Source organism: Streptomyces sp. NPDC058470, from assembly GCF_042721055.1.
In the GTDB taxonomy this organism is placed as follows: Bacteria; Actinomycetota; Actinomycetes; order Streptomycetales; family Streptomycetaceae; genus Streptomyces.
Map to the genome: position 1 here is coordinate 25,071 of NZ_JBHXMF010000026.1, position 19,812 is coordinate 44,882.

20 protein-coding genes are annotated in these 19,812 nt (G+C 70.4%); 12 read left to right on the forward strand and 8 right to left on the reverse strand.

What is annotated here, in order from left to right; translation table 11 throughout:
* The first annotated feature begins 80 nt into the window (after window positions 1-80).
* The 3 genes from ACFWP7_RS20215 (at window position 81) to ACFWP7_RS20225 (ending at window position 2,923) form a co-directional block, all read left to right on the forward strand.
* Window positions 81-962 carry a hypothetical protein gene (locus ACFWP7_RS20215; RefSeq protein WP_384382908.1) on the forward strand — a complete coding sequence of 294 codons (882 nt, stop codon included), beginning with the start codon at window positions 81-83 and terminating at the stop codon, window positions 960-962.
* A gap of 498 nt (window positions 963-1,460) precedes the next feature.
* A complete protein-coding gene (locus ACFWP7_RS20220) occupies window positions 1,461-1,712 on the forward strand; it encodes a hypothetical protein (RefSeq protein WP_384382909.1) in 252 nt (83 codons plus the stop codon).
* 11 nt (window positions 1,713-1,723) lie between these two features.
* Window positions 1,724-2,923, forward strand: a complete 1,200-nt coding sequence (locus tag ACFWP7_RS20225) for an SPFH domain-containing protein (RefSeq protein ID WP_384382910.1) — start codon at window positions 1,724-1,726, stop codon at window positions 2,921-2,923.
* A 56-nt stretch (window positions 2,924-2,979) separates the two neighbouring features.
* Here ACFWP7_RS20225 and ACFWP7_RS20230 read toward each other — a convergent pair whose 3' ends face one another.
* Together ACFWP7_RS20230 and ACFWP7_RS20235 are read right to left on the reverse strand one after the other, a co-directional pair.
* On the reverse strand, window positions 2,980-3,195 hold the full coding sequence (locus ACFWP7_RS20230; protein ID WP_384382911.1) for a hypothetical protein: 216 nt from the start codon (window positions 3,193-3,195) through the stop codon (window positions 2,980-2,982).
* Window positions 3,196-3,415: 220 nt separating this feature from the next.
* Complete coding sequence (locus ACFWP7_RS20235) at window positions 3,416-4,087, reverse strand: LuxR C-terminal-related transcriptional regulator (RefSeq protein ID WP_384382912.1); 672 nt, start codon at window positions 4,085-4,087, stop codon at window positions 3,416-3,418.
* Between the two features lie 155 nt (window positions 4,088-4,242).
* Here ACFWP7_RS20235 and ACFWP7_RS20240 point away from each other — a divergent pair, with 155 nt between their 5' ends.
* Window positions 4,243-7,065, forward strand: coding sequence for an ATP-binding protein (locus tag ACFWP7_RS20240; protein ID WP_384382913.1), 2,823 nt, complete (start codon window positions 4,243-4,245; stop codon window positions 7,063-7,065).
* A gap of 380 nt (window positions 7,066-7,445) precedes the next feature.
* On the opposite strand, the gene ACFWP7_RS20245 is transcribed toward ACFWP7_RS20240, so the two are convergent.
* Together ACFWP7_RS20245 and ACFWP7_RS20250 are read right to left on the reverse strand one after the other, a co-directional pair.
* On the reverse strand, window positions 7,446-7,913 hold the full coding sequence (locus ACFWP7_RS20245) for a peroxiredoxin (protein ID WP_384382914.1): 468 nt from the start codon (window positions 7,911-7,913) through the stop codon (window positions 7,446-7,448).
* Window positions 7,903-8,289 (reverse strand): DoxX family protein, encoded by a 387-nt coding sequence (locus ACFWP7_RS20250; protein WP_384382915.1) that lies wholly within the window; start codon window positions 8,287-8,289, stop codon window positions 7,903-7,905. Before ACFWP7_RS20250 ends, ACFWP7_RS20245 begins: the two co-directional genes overlap by 11 nt.
* Window positions 8,290-8,495: 206 nt before the next feature.
* On the opposite strand from ACFWP7_RS20250, the gene ACFWP7_RS20255 reads away from it, so the two are divergent.
* A complete protein-coding gene (locus ACFWP7_RS20255) occupies window positions 8,496-8,669 on the forward strand; it encodes a CsbD family protein (RefSeq protein ID WP_384382916.1) in 174 nt (57 codons plus the stop codon).
* Window positions 8,670-8,847: 178 nt separating this feature from the next.
* On the opposite strand, the gene ACFWP7_RS20260 is transcribed toward ACFWP7_RS20255, so the two are convergent.
* On the reverse strand, window positions 8,848-9,255 hold the full coding sequence (locus tag ACFWP7_RS20260; protein ID WP_384382917.1) for a hypothetical protein: 408 nt from the start codon (window positions 9,253-9,255) through the stop codon (window positions 8,848-8,850).
* A 310-nt stretch (window positions 9,256-9,565) separates the two neighbouring features.
* Entirely contained in the window at window positions 9,566-10,405 is an 840-nt protein-coding gene (locus ACFWP7_RS20265) for an alpha/beta fold hydrolase (RefSeq protein ID WP_384382918.1), read from the reverse strand.
* Window positions 10,406-10,563: 158 nt separating this feature from the next.
* Between ACFWP7_RS20265 and ACFWP7_RS20270 the strand changes: the two genes are divergently transcribed.
* The 5 genes from ACFWP7_RS20270 (at window position 10,564) to ACFWP7_RS20290 (ending at window position 14,627) form a co-directional block, all read left to right on the forward strand.
* Window positions 10,564-11,268: a GAF and ANTAR domain-containing protein gene (locus ACFWP7_RS20270; RefSeq protein WP_384382919.1), complete on the forward strand. Its 705-nt coding sequence runs from the start codon at window positions 10,564-10,566 to the stop codon at window positions 11,266-11,268.
* 20 nt (window positions 11,269-11,288) lie between these two features.
* Window positions 11,289-12,353 carry an NAD(+)/NADH kinase gene (locus ACFWP7_RS20275; protein ID WP_384382920.1) on the forward strand — a complete coding sequence of 355 codons (1,065 nt, stop codon included), beginning with the start codon at window positions 11,289-11,291 and terminating at the stop codon, window positions 12,351-12,353.
* A 69-nt stretch (window positions 12,354-12,422) separates the two neighbouring features.
* Entirely contained in the window at window positions 12,423-12,878 is a 456-nt protein-coding gene (locus tag ACFWP7_RS20280) for a MarR family winged helix-turn-helix transcriptional regulator (RefSeq protein ID WP_384382921.1), read from the forward strand.
* Window positions 12,875-13,807 carry an ABC transporter ATP-binding protein gene (locus ACFWP7_RS20285; protein ID WP_384382922.1) on the forward strand — a complete coding sequence of 311 codons (933 nt, stop codon included), beginning with the start codon at window positions 12,875-12,877 and terminating at the stop codon, window positions 13,805-13,807. Before ACFWP7_RS20280 ends, ACFWP7_RS20285 begins: the two co-directional genes overlap by 4 nt.
* The gene (locus ACFWP7_RS20290; RefSeq protein ID WP_384382923.1) at window positions 13,767-14,627 is read left to right on the forward strand and encodes an ABC transporter permease; all 861 of its coding nucleotides are present in this window, start codon (window positions 13,767-13,769) and stop codon (window positions 14,625-14,627) included. The genes ACFWP7_RS20285 and ACFWP7_RS20290 overlap by 41 nt, the downstream gene beginning before the upstream one ends.
* 39 nt (window positions 14,628-14,666) lie before the next feature.
* Here the strand turns inward: ACFWP7_RS20290 and ACFWP7_RS20295 are convergent, their stop codons facing one another.
* Entirely contained in the window at window positions 14,667-14,849 is a 183-nt protein-coding gene (locus ACFWP7_RS20295) for an antitoxin (RefSeq protein WP_384382924.1), read from the reverse strand.
* Window positions 14,850-15,043: 194 nt separating this feature from the next.
* Between ACFWP7_RS20295 and ACFWP7_RS20300 the strand changes: the two genes are divergently transcribed.
* Entirely contained in the window at window positions 15,044-16,657 is a 1,614-nt protein-coding gene (locus ACFWP7_RS20300) for a DHA2 family efflux MFS transporter permease subunit (protein ID WP_384382925.1), read from the forward strand.
* Here the strand turns inward: ACFWP7_RS20300 and ACFWP7_RS20305 are convergent.
* Window positions 16,648-19,392: a SpoIIE family protein phosphatase gene (locus tag ACFWP7_RS20305; RefSeq protein WP_384382926.1), complete on the reverse strand. Its 2,745-nt coding sequence runs from the start codon at window positions 19,390-19,392 to the stop codon at window positions 16,648-16,650. The genes ACFWP7_RS20300 and ACFWP7_RS20305 overlap by 10 nt on opposite strands.
* A 180-nt stretch (window positions 19,393-19,572) precedes the next feature.
* Here ACFWP7_RS20305 and ACFWP7_RS20310 point away from each other — a divergent pair, with 180 nt between their 5' ends.
* Window positions 19,573-19,809, forward strand: coding sequence for a DUF6296 family protein (locus tag ACFWP7_RS20310; RefSeq protein WP_384382927.1), 237 nt, complete (start codon window positions 19,573-19,575; stop codon window positions 19,807-19,809).
* Window positions 19,810-19,812: the final 3 nt, after the last annotated feature.

The window sequence follows — 19,812 nt, forward strand, 5'->3', positions numbered from 1 at the left end:
CCCTGCATTGGTTTGTACATGTCCGTGTTTCCAGGCCAGACTGTGCGCCGAACCAGCGCCCCCCACCGAGGAGTAGACACATGCGCATGCTCGTCAGGCAACGTTGTCAGGCAGCTTTGGCCGGTCTCGTCACGCTCGCCACGGCCGGTGTCCTCACCGTCTCCGCCACCGCGCCCGCCGCCGCGGCGGACACCTGGACCGAGGTGGGCTCGGACCGCGCCGACCCGCTGGCCGAGAGCCAGGGCCTGACCTCGGTCGAGGTGCCGGCCGGAAGCCCGAACCGCTACACCGGGGTCGGCACCATTCCCATCGACGTCTACGCCCGCGGCTGGAACCACGTCGGCGACCCGGACGCCTCCTCCAACGGCTACTACATCGAGCCGTACCAGGCCGACGGCGGCACCGCCAAGATGTTCCGGGTGCAGGCGCCGGGCGGCGGCGCGTGGTCGGAGTACGTCCACACGCTGAACTCCTGGGAAGCGCTGAACAACTCCTGGGTCGCCATCTCACCGAGCGGCTCGTGGATGGTCAACGGCGAGTACGGCACCATGACCAGATTCCTGGTCTTCCCGACCCCGGGAGTGAACCCGAGCACCTCGCCCTCGGCAGACCTCCCGCTGGCTTCCACCATCACCCTGGACCACGCCGTACGTGACGTACAGGGCTGCGACTTCGTCACCTCGACGCAGTTGCTCTGCTCGTCCGACGACCCGGCGGGCACGCTCTTCGGCTACACCAAGCCGCTGCTCCAGATCGACCTGTCCGCCGAGCCGGGCAGCGCCAATGTGACGGGTCACGTCACGGCCCTGCGTCAACTCCCGCTGCGCAGCGGCTGCACGGGCACCTTCGAGGCGGAGGGCATCGACTACGACCGGCGCACCGGTACCCTGCGCGTCATCGTCATCTCGCCCGGCTTCTGCGTCCTGACCGACAGCATGACCTACAAGTTCACCAAGAGCTGAGCACCGACGCCGGGGGGTGTCCGAGGGGGTGCGTGGTGCCCGACCGGCCGGATTTGAGCCGGACTCCGCCCCGCCACCACCTCGGGCCCTCCCCGGCGCGGCCACCTCGCTCCACACTGTGGGCCGGACTCGGCGCGGACGCGTGAACGGACCGAGAGGAATGGCCCACCGGGTATCGGATGGCGTACCTCCGCCGTCGCCGGCACCGCCGCCTTGGCCTGCACCGCGGGCGTCCTCGCGGCCCCTGCCGACACGAGCGAGCAGCACCGGCCCAAGCCCAGGGCCTTCGACCTGCATCCAGGCACACCGCTCCGGGCTCGGACTGCGCCCGGAGAAGACGCCCGCCTCCTTCGCCCACGGCCCGGAGACCGGCGTGCGGACCCTGGAACCCCCCGGACCTGCCGCGCACCCTGCCGATCGAGCGGGGTCAAACTGCCCAAGCAGGACCAGTAGGACTACAGTCGATAGCACAACCCTATTGATGGGGGGATTCCGGCGGTGGTGCAGGATGAGGCCGTGATCGGCTGCACGGGGGAGCTGATCATCGGCACGCGCGGAACCGCCGGCCCCGGCGAGATCCTGGTGCGCGTCAGAGGCGGCTCCGAGACCTTTCTCGCCTGGTCCCAGGAGCCCCTGCCCACGGGCGCAACGGTGCTCGTGATCGAGTCCCGGGGCTGTCGTGAGGTCGACGTCATCAAGTGGGCCGATCCGCTGGATGTGCTGGGCGACGGCCACGCCGACGCCGGCTGAGGAGGAGAAGCATGTTTGGTTACCGCGTTCCCGCTCCCGATGAGGCGATGCTGATCTCGGGAGGCAGGCGGGGACTGGGCGGCGCGCCCTTCCGCGTGGTGACGGGGCATGGCAAGTTCGTGCTCCCGGTCTTCCGCAAGACCCGCTTCCTCACGCTGTCGATGTGCGAGGCCGAAGTCACCGAGACCTGTGTCACCCGGCAGGGCATCTCGCTGCACGTCCGTGCCGTCATCGCCTTCAAGGTCGGCAACGACACGGAGAGCATCATCAACGCGGGGCAGCGCTTCCTCTCCGACCAGGAACAGATGTCGGTGCTGACCGGCCGGATCTTCGCCGGGCACCTGCGCTCCATCATCGGCTCGATGACGGTCGAGGAGATCGTCACCGAGCGGCAGAAGCTCGCCGCGGAGGTTCTGGACACCTCGAAGATCGAGATGGCGAAGATCGGCCTGATCGTGGACTCGCTGCAGATCCAGTCGATCGACGACGGCGACACCGGCTATATCGAGGCCATGTCCGCTCCGCACAAGGCCGCCATCCAGCGGCAGGCGCAGATAGCCCAGGCCCAGGCCACCCAGGCCTCGGTGGAGGCGGAACAGGTCGCCGCGCGCAACCAGGCCGAGTACGCCCGGCAGACCGCGATCGTGCGCGCGGAGTACTCGGCCGAGGTGGACCGCGCGCAGGCGCAGGCCGCGCAGGCCGGACCGCTCGCGCAGGCCCACGCGCAGCAGGAAGTGCTCGCCGCCCAGACCGAACTGGCCCAGCGCGCCGCCAAGTTGCGGCAGCAGCAGCTGGTGGCCGAGATCGTGAAGCCCGCCGAGGCCGAGGCCGAGCGGATCCGGGTGCTCGCCATCGCGGAGGCGGAGCGCATGAAGATCCAGGCCGCGGCCGCCGCGTCGTACGACCGCGTCGCCCTCGACCGGATGCTGATCGACCAGCTCCCGCTCATCGTGAAGGAGGCCGCGGGCGGCCTCGCAGGCGCCAACGTCAATGTCCTCAACGGCGCGGACGGCCTTGGTGAGATCGCCGCGGGCCTGGTCGCCCAGGGCCTGACGATCCTGGACTCCGTCCGCCAGAACCTGAACGGCCAGAACGCCGACGGCGGCGCCGAGAAGGTCAAGGGGCTACCGGAACTGCAGGGGTACTCGGGTACGTCGGGGAAGGACACCGGCGAGGGGGAGCGGGAGGACGGCCCCGGTGACGCCCGTTAGGGCGGTTTCGGTGCGACCGCGCGAACACGGGACCGCGCTCCGCAGTTGACGCTGCGTCAGGCGAGCCAGCCGGTGGATCCCGACCCCGGGGGAAGAGCACGGGAGTTCGGGACGGAGGCGGCGGGGGGTCTGGGGAGAAGACCCCCCGATGCGGGATCGGCGTTGACGATCCAGTCCAGTTCGCGCTGGAGCCTGCGCGCCTCGGTGCGGACCTGGAGCGGTATGTCGCCGCGCTCGGATACCAGTTGGGCGTAGATGGGTGCGTCGTGCACGGTTGGTGCTTCTCCTCGGGTCGGTGCCTCGCCTCTACGGTAAGGCCGCGGCGTCGCCGCAGGACTCATCCTCCCAGTTCGGACAGAACCGGAAGCACGCGGCCAAGGAGTGACATGTTCAGGGCGCGAGTTGGTGTGTCGGCGCGGGCGCGACGGGGTCCGCCTGCGTCTGTCCGTCGACGGAGTTGCCCGAACGGCCCCTGTGCGAAGGTCCGTTCGATCAGAGGTAGCCTTCGCGGAGGGCATAGGCCACGGCGTGTGCGCGGTTGCGCAGCTGCAGCCGGGTGGTCAGCCCGTGGATGACGTTCTTGACCGTGCGTTCGGAGTAGGACAGCTTGCCCGCTATCTCCCCGGTGTCCATTCCCTCGGCCACCAGCCTCAGGACATCGACCTCACGTGGTACCAGGCCGGTGAGCGGGACACCGGCCTGGCCGGCGGCGGTGCGCTGGAGTGAACCCACCTGAGTGATGAGGCGTCCCAGGAGATCCGCCGGCAGATCACCGTCGCCCCGAGAAGCGGCGAGCACGGCCTGGACCAGCCGGTCCGCACCGGCCTCGTGGCGCCAGACGATCGCCCCTACTCCGCACTCGATGACATTGAGGAGCTCGGCCTCACGGATCGCGCCCACCACGAGGACGGCACTCGCGCCGTCGCCGCGTACCAGCTTGCGCAACAGCGAGAGGGTGCTCTCGTCCGGCGTCTCGCTCACCATGACGGCCACCGTGCCGGGACCGGCCTCCACCTCGTCGAGAAGATCGATCACCGGCTGCTGCCCCAGCAGACTGCGTACTCCGGCCCGGGAGATCGGGTCCGGTGCCTGGACCACCACGGGGATGCGCCCGGTGGCCCGGTGCGACCCGTCTGCGTCAGTGGTCGGTGGTGAGCTGCGCAACCGTTACTCCCAAGTCCGCATGCCGGTGGCCCCCGTGCCGTCAGTGCCCGATGGGCTTGTTCCAGACTTCTGGGCCGGGTGCGCCCGCGCAATCGTGGAGGACCACGAGACGCACCACGAGATCGATCATGAAACGCCCACCGGAGGAGGTATCGATGTGCGAACCCGGACCGCTGCGTGAACGCCGGGAGGCCCTGCAGCTGCTGGCGGCCGAGGCGGATCGTGCCCGGGCCGGGTCCGGCCGCCTGGTGCTGCTCAGAGGGGCGACCGGCACTGGCCGCACAGCACTCCTGGAAGCCGTCGCCGAACAGGTACAGGCGCGCGGCACGCGGGTGCTGTGGGCCCGCTGCCCGCCCGACGACGACGCCCTCCCCTTCGCCGCGGTGCTTCGGCTGCTGTCCTTCGCGGCCGGGGTGACAAGCGCTGCCGAGCCCTGCCCGGAGCACGGCGGCACCGGATACGACCGGACGTACGCCGCACAGCTGTGGAACCGGTTGCGCGCGTACGCCGACGGCGAGCCCCTGCTGGTGGCCGTGGACGACGTGCACTTCGCCGACGAGTCCTCGCGCCGCTGGCTCGTCGACGCCGCCCGGCGACTCGACGGACTACCTCTTCTGCTGGTCGTGACCGAGCGTTGCCAGTACGACATCGATCCGCCCTCGCAGGGCCTGGCACACACGCTCTCACCGACCCTCGTACGCACCCACACACTCGCCCCGCTGAGCGCGAACGCCGCCGCGCAGCTGGTCCGTTCGGACGCCGCGGCCGCGAAACCCGAGTGGGTGGACGACTGCGTGCGGGCAGGTGCGGGCAGTCCGCTGCTGCTGCGCGCCCTGCTGGACGATCTCCGCGCGGCGGAGCCGGAGCCCGCTCCGCCCGAAGCCGTGCCGGAGACCTGTGCGGCCCTCTACCCGGGCGCCTACCCGGCCGCCGTCGCCTGGTGGCTGGACAGCGCGGGACCCGCGACGGCCGGTGTCGCCCGCGCCCTCGCGGCGCTCGACGGTGACGTCCTGGACGACGGGCAGGACGAGGGGACGGCCCAATTGCTCGCCCGGATGGCGGGAGTCGACCCCGCGAGAGTGCCGGGCTGGCTCACCGCCATGACCCGCCTGGGACTGCTGCGCGCCGATCCGGACGGCCGGCCGCGCTATGCCCACCCCCTGTTGCGGGACGCGGTGCTGAGCGGCTGGCCCGGCGCCCGGCGGCAGGCGGCCCACCGTACGGCGGCCGAGGTGATGCTGCGCCGCGGCGCTCACGCCGAAGCGGTGGCCGGACAGCTCCTGCGGACGCCCGCGGTCGGCGCGGGCGCGGAATGGGCCACGGCCGCGCTCCTGGACGGCGCGAGCGTCGCGGTCCGGCACGGCAGAACCGAGGACGCCGTGTCCTATCTGCGTCGGACGCTGGAGGAACCGCTGACACCCGCCCGCCGGGCGACGGTCCTCATGGAACTGGGCTCCCTGGAGTTCGCGGCCGCCCGCTCCTCGGCCGGGATACCGCGGCTCGCCGAGGCGGTACGGCTGCCGGGCATGCCCCGGGACCGGGCGCGGGCGGCGGTCGCTCTGGGTACGGCGCTGGCCCTGCGGGGCGAGGGGCGTGCGGCGGTCGACGCGCTCCGCGGCCTGGACGAGCAGCTGGCGGACCACCCCGACCTGATCCGTCTGCTGCAACTCGCCTCGGCACTGCTGTCGGACCACGACCGGGCGATCAGGCAGGAGGCCTACCGATGGCTGTACGACACCGCCAGACGGTCACCGCACCTCATCGGGACGGCAGGCCGGGCACTCCTGGTGCGCTACGAGTCAACGGCAGGTCACATTTCCGCGGCCACGGCGATGGAGCGGATCCGCGAACTCCTCGACGAACCCGCCGACCCGTACGCGGAACCCTTCCTGCTGGGCACGGCCGCCGCCGTCGCGCAGTGGGCCGACGAACCGGACGAGGCCGAAGGACTGGTGGCTCGCGGACTGGCGGGGCAGCGCCCGTCACTGCTCCACCCCATGCATCCGGCGCTGCTGAACGTACGGGCGGACATCGCCGCGGGCCGCGGAGCGTACCCGGATCTGCTGGCCGACCCCTGGGCCTGGCAGGTCACCGAATCCCGTCCCCACCGCTCCGATCCGTCCAACGCGCACGCACACGCCGTACTCGCCCTGGTCGAGACGGGCCGCACAGCGGAGGCGGCGCACCTCGCGGACAGTTTCGATCTCCGGGAGGCGCACGACTCCTGGGAGCTCAACCGATTCCTGTACGCGCGGGGCGTGCTGCGGTCCGCGTCGGGTGATCAGGCGGGCGCGCTCGCCGACTTCCTGGAATGTGGGCGGCGGCAGTCCGCGCGCGATGTGGTGAGCCCGGTCGTCACGCCCTGGCGGAGCGCGGCCGCCGACTGCCGTGTCGCGCTCGGACGCCCGCAGGAGGCCCTCGCCCTGGCCCGGGAGGAAATGCGGCTCGCGCTGGTGTGGAACACCCCGCGGGTGGTGGGCCGTGCGCTGCGGGGTCTCGGCACGGCGACCGGAGGCCGGCGCGGCCTGGAACTGGCCGACAGAGCCGTGCGCATACTCCGGGACGCCGCCGCGCAGACCGAGCTGATCCCCGCCCTGATCGCACAGGGGCGGCAGCTCTCTGCGACGGGTGACCGGGCCCGGGCCCGGTCGGCTCTGCGGGAGGCCGCCGAGCGTGCGGAACGGCTGGGCGCGGTGCGCATGCGGGCCCTCGCCGAGCAGGCGCTGCCCGAAGCACGCTCCCGCGGCGCCGCGACGGCGCTCACCGGCTGGGCGGCACTGACCAGCAGCGAACGCCGCATCGCCGCGCTCGCCGCCGACGGCCGGACGAACACCGAGATCGCGGAGCTCCTGCACCTGGCCCGGCGCACCGTCGAGACCCACCTCACCAGCGCCTACCGCAAGCTCGGCATCCGCCGCAGGGCGGAACTCCCCGCCGCGATGGGCGAACGGACCCCCGGCCCGACGCCGGGCGCCTGAGGCCGGGGGACACATCCTCGGCCCTTCGGGCAGCGATGCCGCTGTCCTGGGTTCGCACACCGGAGGCGCACCCTTCACACGGGGCGCCACCCGCCTTGCCGGAGCGCCCGGTCTCACTCCCTCCCGGAAGCGGGACGAGACGCTGAGAATGAGGCCCGGTGAACAGGTCCCGCCCACCATCCGCAGAGGGGCGGGGCCTGTTCACGTGGGCGCGCCACCGTGTCGGGCCCAGGAGGCTCCCGGTCGTGGCGGATGTGATGCCGCTGCCGCGCGGGATGACTCGCGGTGGTACGCCCGGGCCGGCCGATGACGCCGAATCGAGTGAGTACGCCCCCTCGATCGGGCGATGTACCTATCGGAGTACTGGCCCGATGGGCGACTCAGCCTTTGTGGCCATGCAGCGCGGCGAGGGCGCGGTCGGCGTGGGCGCTCATCCGCAGTTCGCTGCGGACCACCTCCAGGACCGTGCGGTCCTGCGCGATGACGAAGGTGACCCGCTTCGTGGGCGCCAGGGCGAAGCCACGCTTCACCCCGAACTGCTCACGGACCGTTCCCTCGGTGTCCGACAGCAGCGGAAAGCCGAGCGTGTGGCGCCCGGCGAACTCCTGCTGCCGGTCGACCGAGTCACCACTGATCCCGACCGGCCGCGCTCCGGCGGCGGCGAACTCGGTGGCCAGATCACGGAAGTGGCACGCCTCGGCGGTGCATCCCGCGGTGAGGGCGGCGGGATAGAAGAACAGCACCACCGGCCCCTCTCCGAGCAGCTCCGAAAGATGCCGGACCGTACCCGTCTCGTCCGGCAGAGCGAAGTCCTCGACCGTGTCACCCACAACCGCACTACTCGGCATGCCGTTCCTCTCCACCCTTGGCGACGCCACGTGCCCACAGCACGAGCGGTACTTGCAGCGGAAGCCGCGCCAGGGCCGCCGCTTTGAGCGGTGCGGGCCTGTGACGCCAGTCCACGGCCATCTGCACGTTGGCCGGGAACACCCCGACGAAGAAGGCGGCGGTGGCCATTGCGGCGACTCGCCGGGTACGCGGCAGTGCCACTCCGGCCGCCAGCGCGAGTTCCGCCGCACCACTCGCGTACGTCCACGCCCGGGGCGTCCCGGGTAGAACACTCGGGATGATCGCGTCGAACGGGCGCGGAGCGATGAAGTGAGCGGCGCCTGAGGCAGCCAACAGGCCGGCGAGCAACAGGGGCGAGCGTTCCGACCGTGGCACGGTTCCTCCTCTGGACCTGTCGCGCGACATTACTGGATGGTAAGTCGGTGGGATTGAGGGGGGTGTCGCTCGCCTGATGTTCCTCCGGGCCGACGCCCGCACCCGAGGAGGACCGTCCAGGCGCGATCAGTGTGTTTGGAGCGGATTTTCTCGGTGAGTCGTACAGGTGGATCGCAAGTGTCGAGCGAGCGAGGATGTGAACCGCGATGGCCAAGAACCAGAAGGCGAAGGCCAAGATGGAGCAGGCCAAGGGCAAGGCCAAGGAGGCCGCCGGGCACACGGTCGGCAACGAGCGTCTGACCGCCGAGGGAAAGACGGATCAGGCGAAGGGCGACGCCCGCCAGGCCAAGGAGAAGGCGAAGGACGCCTTCCGGCACTGAAGCCACACCTACGCCGCAGGGTCCGCCGCACTCAGGTGTGGCGGACCCGCTTCATCATGCGTGCCTGGGGGGCGCACAAAAGACGGCCTCCGCGTGCGTTCCCGGGGCGGGCAAAAGGTGACCTCGGTCAGCGTCAGCGTTCCCCGGCACGGACAAAAGGCGGCCCCCGCACGCGCGCTCACGCCGTCAGCGCCTGCCGCGGTGCGGCCGTCGGCGTGTGCCGCGGTGCGGCCGTCGGCGTCTGTCGCGGCGCGGCTGCCAGTGCCTGCCGCGGTGCGGCTGCCAGGGATGCTGCGTCGCGCACCGCCACCCGCACCGGATACGTGGTCTTCGCCGGGTCCACCACCGGATCTCCGAGCGCGAGCAGGCCCGCCGCGTGCAACGCGTCGCACTCGTCGGTGGGCAGCGCGACATGGCAGCCTCCGCGCGCGGCCTGCGAACCGACGGACTGCCAGTAGCCGTACCGCCGACGCCCGTTGGCGTGCACCGTGAGGAAGACGGGACCGCGCTGCTCCATGACGAGACGCAGGACAGCGGCGCTACCGGGGCTGAGCGGAGCGCGTGTGCGGGGGAGTGCTCGGAGCATGGGTCACCGGCCTTCGGTCGGGGCCTGCGGCATGGCGCGGCGGTGGAGAGGGGGCGTCATGTGCGGGCGGCCTTTCGACGAACGGGGATCGATCGCGCACCGCCGGGAGCAGTGACGTTCTCGCTGCTGAGCATTGTTCCCGAGGGCACTGACAACGCGGGTGGGGCAGCGCTCCGGAGCGCTACCTGTCTTGTCAGACGCATGCTCAACTTCACGCGTTCCACACCTCGGTGATGTTCCCGGGTCCCTCACATCTTCGACGTCCCCATTCGCCTCGTATACGCGCGGATGTCCACGCACTGCCGGTCACCTACCCAAGGAACGCAGCCGTGGTCGCCACGAACCGTTCGGCGTCGTCGAGCCACGGGAAGTGTCCGGCGCCCGGCTGAACCACCAGCGTGGCGTTCGGGAACAGCTCCGCGAGCTCGGTCATCGCACGAGGAGGTGAGTTCAGGTCGGCCTCGCCGGCGAGCAGAAGGACCGGCGCCCCGAGCTGTGCCAGCGCCGCGCGCGTGGCGTCCGGGTCGAAAGCGCCCTCGGCGCCGTAGGCGGCCGCGGCCTCGTTGTTCCGTTGAGCGTCCTCGGCGGCGTGATGAGCTCGTGCCCTTTCGTCCCAACGGCCGTAGAGAAACGGCGCGACGGCCTCCCAGGAGTCGTCCGTCGCCCGGCCTGAGGTGATCGCTTCCAGGGCCGCGAAAGCGGCCGGGAACCACGGTTCGTCCCGGCGCAGCCGCGCGGTCTCGCGCCGTAGTTCCCCGGTGATCGCAAGCCCGACCGCCATGACGCTGGGCGTGATCAGGGCGAGCCTGCCCACCCGCTCGGGGTGCCGGGCGGCGTACAGCGCCGCCAGATTCGTACCGCCGGAATGAGCGAGCAGGTCCACTTTCTCCAGACCGAGATGCTCGCGCAGGGCCTCCACGTCGTCGACAAGACGGTCGCAGCGGTACGAGGAGGCGTCCTCCGGTGTCTGTGACTGTCCCGTGCCCCGGAGGTCCGGCATGACCAACTGCCGGTGCGCGGAGAGGCCGCCGAGGTCACCGAGGTACACCGAGGCCTGCATCGGTCCGCCGGGCAGGCAGATCACGGGAGCGCCGTGCCCGAACACGTGGTAGGCGAGTTTGGTGGCGTCAGGTGCGGAGAAGTGAGGCATGGCCATGACCCTGACAGCGTCGTACCGCAGGAGCAACCGGATTCGACCGGTGCCGGAAGGCCCGGGAAGGGGCTGCTCTGCGCGGGCGAGGCCTCCTGGTGGCACGATGGTAATCCCGGTGGGCGCCGGTCACGCTTCCACAGAGAAGCAGGTGGTACATGTCGCAGGAGACCCGCGAGGACTGGGAACGGTTCGCCGTCGCTCTGGCGGAGATGGCACGGGATCTGCTGGCCCAGGACTCGGTCCAGGCCACCATGGACCGCATCGTGGAGCATGCGACGGTTCTGATCAACGGCTGCGACGAGGCCGGCATCCTCACCGTGCACCGGGGCGAAGTGAAGGCCCTGTCGGCGACGAGCGAGGTGGTGCGCACGGCGGACCGGATCCAGCAGGACCTTAAAGAGGGGCCGTGCTTCGACGCGGTCACCGACCGCACGCAGGTCTACGCCATCGAGGACCTGAACCGCCCGCACGAGCGCTGGTCCCGCTTCGCCCCCGAGCTGCGGAAGCTCGGCATGGGAAGCATGATGGGCTTTCTGCTCTTCACCGAGGACGACGAACTCGGCGCGCTCAACCTCTACTCCCACCACCCGCGCACCTTCGACGAGGTGGCCCGGAGAGCGGGTTGGATCCTCGCCTCGCACGCCGCCGTCGCCTTCTCCGCGGCCCGCACCCACCAGCAGCTCGGCCACGCCATGGAAACCCGCCACGAGATCGGTGAGGCCATGGGAATCCTCATGGAACGCCATGGCCTGACCGAGGAAACGGCCTTCGGCGTCCTCAAGAATGCCTCTCAGGACCACAACATCAAACTCCGCGAGATCGCCCGCCGGATCTGCGAGACGGGCGACAGACCGGCCTGAGCGCGTACCTGGAGGTTTCCATGGCCGTACAGCGTGTGGGCCTGGTGGTCCACCTGGGTCGCCCGGCCGCCAAGGACGTCGCCCGCACGGTCCACGACTGGTGCGACGCCCACGACATCCTCTGCACCGATATCGATGTGTGGGCCAAGGACCACCAACGCCTGGGCGGCCGGGCGGAGGCGCAGGCAGCGGGCAACCCCGACCTCGTGGTCACCCTCGGCGGTGACGGTACGTTCCTCAGAGGGGCGCGGATCGCGCTCAAGAGCGGGGCGAGCGTCCTGGGCGTCGACCTGGGCAAGGTGGGCTTCCTCACCGAAGTGCAGGCGTGCGACGTCGCAGAAGCGCTCGAAGCCGTCCACCACGGCCGTGCCACCGTCGAGGAACGCATGACGCTGACCATGCGCGCCTCCCGGGCCCTGGAGATCCCCGAGCGGATGGAAGCCCTGCTGCGCTACGGCCGCGGCCCCGCGCTTCCGCCGCCCCAGGTGCGCCCCGAGACCACCGAGGGGGAGGGCTGGGGCCTGGCCCTCGACGTCCTGGCCCTGAACGACGTCGTCGTGGAGAAGCTGGCCCGGGACCACCAGGTGAGCCTGGGTGTCTACCTGGCGGGCCGCCTGCTGGCCTTCTACTCGGCCGACGCCGTCGCGGTCGCCACCCCCACCGGCTCCACCGCCTACTGCTTCGCCGCCGGCGGCCCGATCCTGTCGCCGCACATGGACGGGCTCGTCTTCACCCCGATCGCACCCCACATGACCTTCAACCGCAGTGTCGTGGCCGCCCCCGACGAACCGGTGGCCCTGCGTGTCCTGCCGCATTCGGGACAGGCCGCGGTCAGTGTCGACGGCCAGCTGCGCGGGGTGCTCGACCCCGGCGACTGGATCGGCGTCTTCCGCGCCCCGCAGCGAGCGCGCCTCATCCGCCTGCGCCCCACCGACTTCTACGGCAGGCTCCGCGACCGCTTCCGGCTCACCGACGCACCCGCCACGGCGACGGACGGGGAACCGGCGCCGTTCTTCCGGCCCGACTCCCCGGTACCGGCGGATCTCGCGAACCTGCGACTGCCGCCGCCTCCCGTGCCCCGCTGAACCCACTGCTTGCCCCTTCTTGACTCTTCCTTTCCCGAAATACCTCTGATGCAGAGCTATTGTCGACGCGTGGAGTCAGAGAGCTTTCCCGAGGCCCTGGCCGACACCTTGGCCGGAGTGCAACGGCTGATCAGGCGGCGGCTGCGCAGCGGCATGACCACACCGCACCTGCGCGGAGCCGAGATCGGCCTGTTGCGCCTGGTCGTGGCCCGCCCGGGCATCGGTGTGTCGGAGGCCGCCAAGGACCTTTACCTGGCGGGCAATTCGGTCTCGACGCTGGTCAACCAGCTGGTGCGGGACGGCTATCTGATCCGTGAGACGGACCCCGCCGACCGGCGGGCCGCGCGACTGCTGCCCACACCGGCGGCCGAAGCACGGCTGCGCGACTGGCGAGAGCGCCGCGCCGCGCTCGTACGCCGACAGGTGACCCGTCTCGACGAGGCCGACCGCGCCGCACTGGAGGCAGCCCTCCCGGCCCTGCGCAAGCTGGCGGCGAACCTGCACGAGGAGGCCGAGGAGACATGACGAGCGACACGACCGGAAGGGGAGACCCCGTGCAGCAGGGGAGCACGGTAAACGGCGAGGAGGCACACGCCGACGACATACGGGCGGGAGTAACCGATCCCCGTACGGACGCCGTCACCTGCTCCGGCCTCACCTACACCTTCGGCGAGACGACCGCGGTCGACGCACTCGACCTCTCCGTCCGCGACGGCGAGGTGTTCGGCCTGCTGGGCCCCAACGGCGCCGGGAAGACCACCGCCATCCGCTGCATCACCACGCTCCTGCCGGTCCCCGCCGGTATGGTCCGCGTATTCGGGCACGATGCCACCCGCGAACGTATGCCGGTACGCCGTCTGTTGGGCTACGTACCGCAGCAGCTCTCCGCCGACTCCGGGCTCACCGGCCGGGAGAACGTGGAGCTGTTCGCCCGCGTCTTCGACGTCTCGCGCAAGGAACGCGCGGCACGTGTGAACCAGGCGCTCACCGCGGTCGACCTCTCCGCGGTGGCCGACCGGCTCGCCAAGACGTACTCCGGAGGCATGGTCCGCCGCCTCGAACTCGCCCAGGCCCTGGTCAGTGCGCCCCGGCTGCTGATCCTCGACGAACCGACGATCGGCCTCGACCCGATCGCCCGGACCAGCGTGTGGGACCACATCAACGCCGTACGCGCCGCCACCGGCATGACCGTCCTCGTGACGACCCACTACATGGACGAGGCCGACCAGTACTGCGACCGCGTCGCGCTGATGCACCAGGGCCGCGTCCACGCCCTCGGCACCCCCGAAGAGCTGAGGAAGGGCCTCGGCGAACGGCGTGGAATCACGAAGCCCGGCGAACTGCCCACGCTGGAGGACGTCTTCCGCGACATCGCGGGCAGCGGCCTCGGCGACAAGTCAGGAGACTTCAGCGATGTCCGAAGCACCCGCCGTACCGCGACCCGTGTCGGCTGACCACGTCCACCCGGCCGGCCTCGACCTGCTCCTCGTACCGCCGCAGGCCCGGACCGGCTGGCGCGTGCTGCCCGCCCGGGTCGCGGCGATGTGCGCGGTGGAGCTGCAGAAGATCCGCCACGACCGCACCGAGTTGTACACGCGGGCCATCCAGCCGGCGCTCTGGCTGCTGATCTTCGGCGAGACCTTCACCAAGATCAAGGCGATACCCACCGGTGGCATCCCCTACATCGACTACATGGCGCCCGGCATCATCGCGCAGTCCGCGATGTTCATCGCCATCTTCTACGGCATCCAGATCATCTGGGAGCGCGACGCCGGCATCCTCACGAAACTGCTCGTCACCCCGACCCCGCGCTCGGCGCTCATCACGGGCAAGGCCTTCGCGTCCGGGGTCAAAGCGGTGATCCAAGCGGTCGTGGTCGTCCTCATCGCCGCACTGCTCGGGGTGGGAATGACGTGGAACCCCCTTCGCCTGCTGGGAGTTGTGGTGGCCGTCATCCTCGGGTCGGCCTTCTTCTCCTGCCTCTCGATGACCATCGCGGGCATCGTGCTCAGCAGGGACCGTCTGATGGGCATCGGCCAGGCCATCACGATGCCGCTGTTCTTCGGCTCCAACGCCCTTTACCCGGTGAACATCATGCCCGGCTGGCTACAGGTCATCAGCAGGATCAACCCACTGAGTTACCAAGTGGACGCGCTGCGCGGGCTCTTGCTCGGCACGCCCGCCCACCTGGCACTCGACTTCGGCGTTCTGGCCGTGGCCGCGGCTCTCGGCATCTGGTCCGCCTCGTCGCTGCTGGGCCGCCTGGCCCGTTGAGCCCGGCGAGGCACCCGGCCGCGTACACGCGGCCGGTGGCTACCGGTTGTCGTCGGGGCGCGTACCGAACTGGTCCCTGAGCTTGTCCTGGCCGGTGTCGACCTGACCGCTGTACTTGCCCTGGGTCTTGTCGTCGATGGCGTCGCCCGCCTTGTCGATGCCCTTGTCGGCCTGCGCTTCGTGGCCCTTGAGCATGCTCTTCAGCTTGTCCATTACGGACATGATGGTGTCCTCTCGCTCTTGCCCCCTCGGTCCCAGTGTTCCCGTGGAGCCGGGTCCCCGCATCTCAGCGCTGCGGGAAAGGGCGCCCGCCCCGACGGGACATGATCGATTGGTGGGGTCGGGTACGCGGCACTAACGTCGGTCTGGTGAACGTCCACGTTCACTTCTGACCTGAGACGCACGCAGGACATCCCATGACAGGCGCTCAGACGACACCCACAAAGCCTGCCGAATCCCCGGAGCGGGGCAGAGGCAGCGGTATCGCACTCCTCGTCATCGCCTCGTGTCAGCTGATGGTGGTCCTCGACATCACCATCGTGAACATCGCACTGCCGCACATCCAGACCTCGCTCGGTTTCTCGACCGAGAACCTGTCCTGGGTGATCAACGCCTACACGCTGACCTTCGGCGGTCTCCTGCTGCTCGGCGGGCGGCTGGGCGACATCCTCGGCCGGCGCAGGGTCTTCATCTTCGGCGTGCTGCTCTTCGTGGTCGCGTCGCTGCTCGGCGGACTCTCCCAGGAATCCTGGCAGTTGCTGGCCGCACGCGCGCTTCAGGGTGTCGGCGGCGCCATCGCTTCCCCCACAGCTCTGTCGCTGATCACCACGACCTTCCGTGAAGGGCCCGACCGCAACAGGGCGTTCGGCGTCTTCGCGGCCGTCTCGGCGGGCGGCAGCGCGATCGGGCTGCTCGCGGGCGGGGTGCTCGTGGAGTGGCTCGACTGGCGCTGGGTCCTCTTCGTCAACGTGCCCATCGGCCTGCTGATCGTGCTCGCGACACCCCGCTACATCCGCGAATCCGAGCGCCATCCGGGCCACTTCGACCTCCTTGGCGCGCTCACCTCCACCCTCGGCATGGTGTTGCTGGTCTACGGCTTCATTCGAGCCTCGGAGGAGGGATGGAGCGACAGCGTGAGTGTTATGGCCTTCGTGGCCGCGGTCGTGTTCCTGGCCCTGTTCATCATTGTCGAGCGCCGGTCGAGGCAGCCCATCACCCCGCTCTGGATGTTTCGCGACCGCAACCGCGCCGGCGTCTACGCGATGATGCTGACCCTGGCCGCGGCGATGTTCGGCATGTTCTTCTTCCTGACCCTCTTCGTGCAGAACATCCTGGGCTTCAGCCCGCTGCGGGCCGGGCTCGCCTTCCTGCCGGTGAGCGTGATCATCGCGATCGGCGCGGGGTTCGCCTCGCAACTGCTGCCCAAGTGGGGTCCCAAGCCCTTCATGGCGGTGGGCGCGATCCTGGCCGCCGTGGGACTCGGCTGGCTGACGCTGACCGACGTCGACAGTACGTACATGGGCAGCATCCTGGGCCCCGTGCTGGTCTTCGGCTTCGGCATGGGCCTGCAGTTCGTGTCACTGACGCTGATGGCGGTGTCGGGCGTGGCGCCCCAGGAGGCGGGAGCGGCCTCCGGAATCCTCAACGCCACCCAGCAGGTGGGCGGGTCCCTCGGGCTGTCCGTACTGGTCACCGTCTACGGCACGGCCAGCCGCAACGAGGCCACCGACCAGGTCGCCCGGTTCATGGCGGACGGGACCCCGGCCCAGCGGCTGGACTTCCGCAGGACGGGGCAGCTCCCGAAGCCCTGGAGCGATCAGGTGCTCGCCTCCGGCATCTCCAGCTCGTTCGTCGTCGCCGCGATTTTCGCCGTCGTGGCCGCACTGGTCGCTCTGATCGTCATCCAGGTGCGCCCCGACGACCTGAAGCGCCTCCAGGGCGGCGCCGGGCTGCCGCTCGCCCAGGCCGCGGACGCTCAGGAGCAAGCCGCCGACATGGGCGCGCGGGACGGCCGGCCTCCTCAGGGCTGAGCGTCGGGAGGCAGCGGCTGCTCGGTCCAGATCACCTTGCCCGAGGGGCTGTAGCGGGTGCCCCAGCGTTCGGAGAGCTGCGCGACAAGGAGCAGTCCGCGCCCGCCCTCGTCGGTGCTGGCCGCGTACCGCAGGTGGGGTGAGGTACTGCCGGCGTCGAACACCTCGCAGATCAGACTGCGGTCGCGCAGCATCCGGACCCGGATCGGTCCACTGCCGTAACGGATCGCGTTGGTGACCAGCTCGCTGAGTATCAGCTCCGTGGCGAACACCATGTCGTCCAGTCCCCATCGGGCGAGTTGCCGGGTGACCGACGCGCGTACCTCCCCGACGGCCGCGGGGTCGGAGGGCACCTGCCACTCGGCGATCCGGTCGGCACCGAGTGCGTGGGTGCGGGCCACGATCAGGGCGATGTCGTCGCTGGGCCGGGCCGGGAGCAGGGCGTCCAGCACGACCCGGCAGGTGTCCTCCGGTGACCGGTCGGCCCCGGCCAGGGCGGTGCGCAGCATCTCCAGTCCCACATCGATGTCCCGTTCCCTGTCCTCGACGAGCCCGTCGGTGTAGAGAACCAGCCGGCTGCCCTCCTCCAGCACGAGATCGACCGTCTCGAACGGAAGACCGCCGAGGCCCAGCGGCGGACCGGCGGGCACCTCGGGGAACTCCACGCTGCCGTCCGGAAGGACCAGGGCAGGCGGTGGGTGGCCGGCCCGGGCGATCGTGCATTTCCGGGACGTCGGGTCATAGATCGCGTACAGGCAGGTGGCACCTGTGACGGCGCCGCCGCCGTCCTCCGTGTCCTCGTCCTGGTCGATACGGCCGACCAACTCGTCGAGGAGACCCAGCAGTTCGTCGGGCGGCAGGTCCAGGGCCGAGAAGTTGTGCACGGCGGTACGCAGCCGCCCCATCGTGGCTGCGGCGTGCAGCCCGTGCCCGACGACGTCGCCCACGACGACGGCGACCCGGGTGCCCGAAAGGGGCAGTACGTCGAACCAGTCACCGCCCACCCCCGCCTGCGCGGGGAGATAGCGGTAGGCGATGTCCAGGGCGGTCTGCTCGGGCAGGTTGCGCGGCAGCAGACTGCGCTGCAGCGTCACGGCCATGGTGTGCTCGCGTGTGTAGCGGCGCGCGTTGTCGATGGACACCGCGGCACGGGCCACCAGTTCCTCGGCGAGCGTCAGCTCCTCCACGTCGAAGGGCTCCGGCTTCTCGGAACGCCAGAACTGGACCACGCCCATCACCAGCGGTCCCACCCGCAGCGGGACGGTGATCAGCGAGTGGATTCCGTACTCCACGACCTGCGCGGAGCGCTCCAGGTCCTGGGCGTGCCAGCCGGTGGCCTTGCTGAGGTCGGGTTCGACGACGGACTGCCCGGTACGGAGGGTGCGGGCCTGCGGCGAGGTGGCTACGAAAGTGATCTGTTTGCCCACCGGGTAGAGGGGAGCGTCGTCGCGGATTCCGCTGGACGCCGTGCGGCGCATCCTGCCGATCGTCTCCGGCTCCTCGCCGCTGTGCACGGCCTCGGCCAGGTCCACGGTGACGAAGTCCGCGAACCGCGGCACGGCCACCTCCGCCAGTTCCTCGGCGGTGCGGGTCACATCCAGGCTCGTGCCGACGCCCACCCCAGCGTCGTACAGGAGTTTGAGGCGTTCGCGCGCCACCTCGGCCCTGCCGGACAGTGCCCTCAGCTCGGTCGAGTCACGCAGCGTCGCGACGCTGCCGGACGGGCCGCCCTGGAGGTCCGTCAGCCGCTGGTTGACCGCAAGCAACCGGTCTCCGACCAGGTGTACCTCGTCGGTGGCGACCCGTCCCGAGGCCAGCAGGCCGGCGATGTCCGCATCGAGGCCCAGATCGACGAGCAGCCGCCCGTCGGCGTCCTTGGGCAGGTCGAGCAGTCGGTGCGCCTCGTCGTTGGCGAGCAGCAGTCGTCCCTCGTCGCTGATGATGATCACGCCCTCCCGGACGGCGTGCAGCACCGCGTCATGATGCTCGTACATCCGGGTCATCTCGTACGGGCCCAGGCCCCGGGTCTGGCGCAGCAGCCGTCTGCTCACGAGTGCCGTCCCGGCCGTGGCCAGGGCGAGCGCGGCGGCCGCGGCGGCCAGCAGGAGTGGCAGTTGCCGGTCCGCGACACCGCCCACGTTGGCCGTCGTGATTCCGGCCGACACCAGGCCCACGACCGATCCGTCCGGCCCCTTGACGGGAACCACGGCCTGCACCAGCGGCCCGATGGTCCCGGTGATGTCCTCGGTGATGGAGTGACCGGCCAGGGCGGGTGAGATGTCCCCGACGAACTTCTTGCCGATCCGGTCCGGGAAGCGGTGGGTGTAGCGGATCCCGTCCGTGTTCATGACGACGATGAAGTCCACCTTCGTCGCCTTCCGCGCGGCTTCGGCCCGCGGCTGGAGCACAGCCGTGGGATCGGGGGAGCGCAGCGCCTCGACCATGCCGGGCGAGTTGGCGAACGTCTCGGCGACGGAGAGCGAACGGTTGTGGGCCTCCACCGTGCTGTCATGCCGTACCTGTAGGACCAGCGCCACGACCGCGGACACGACCAGCAGCAGCACGATCGCCACTTGCAGCAGGAACACCTGACCGGCGACGCTGCGCCCGCTCACCGCCGACCACAGCCGTCCGTACGGCGTCCGGGGGGACAGGCCCTGGGGCGCCCGCGGATGGGACGGTCTGTGGGGTGTCCGGGTCGACCGAGCCCGGGATCGACCCATTAGTCGGACCATGTGCATATGTCTACACTGCCCGGCGCCCGGAGGCGAGAGGCGTCGCCCGTTGTGGCAGAGGCAGGGGCGACTCGGCGAGCCCGTTGCGCATCTCTGCCGGGTTCGTCCGGCTGCATTATGGAGGTGGGTCTATTTAGCATCATTTGTCTCTCGGGGCCGTCTCAAGCGCTGGAGGTCGTCATGGAAACCACGGACCGCTACCGGCTGTCCTTCACCCATCAGCGATCAGACAGGGACGCCACGACGGATGAGGTGATCGTCGAACGGACCGACACCGTGGGGCCGGGTGGCAACCCGGTGTACTGCGATCCGACCGGCATCCTCCGTGCCGAGATCAGCCCGGCGGGGGAGGTACGGATGCTGGCCAGCGGCGCCTACCAGGCGCCGGCGTCCCCCTCCGCCGAACCGCTTCCCTGAGAG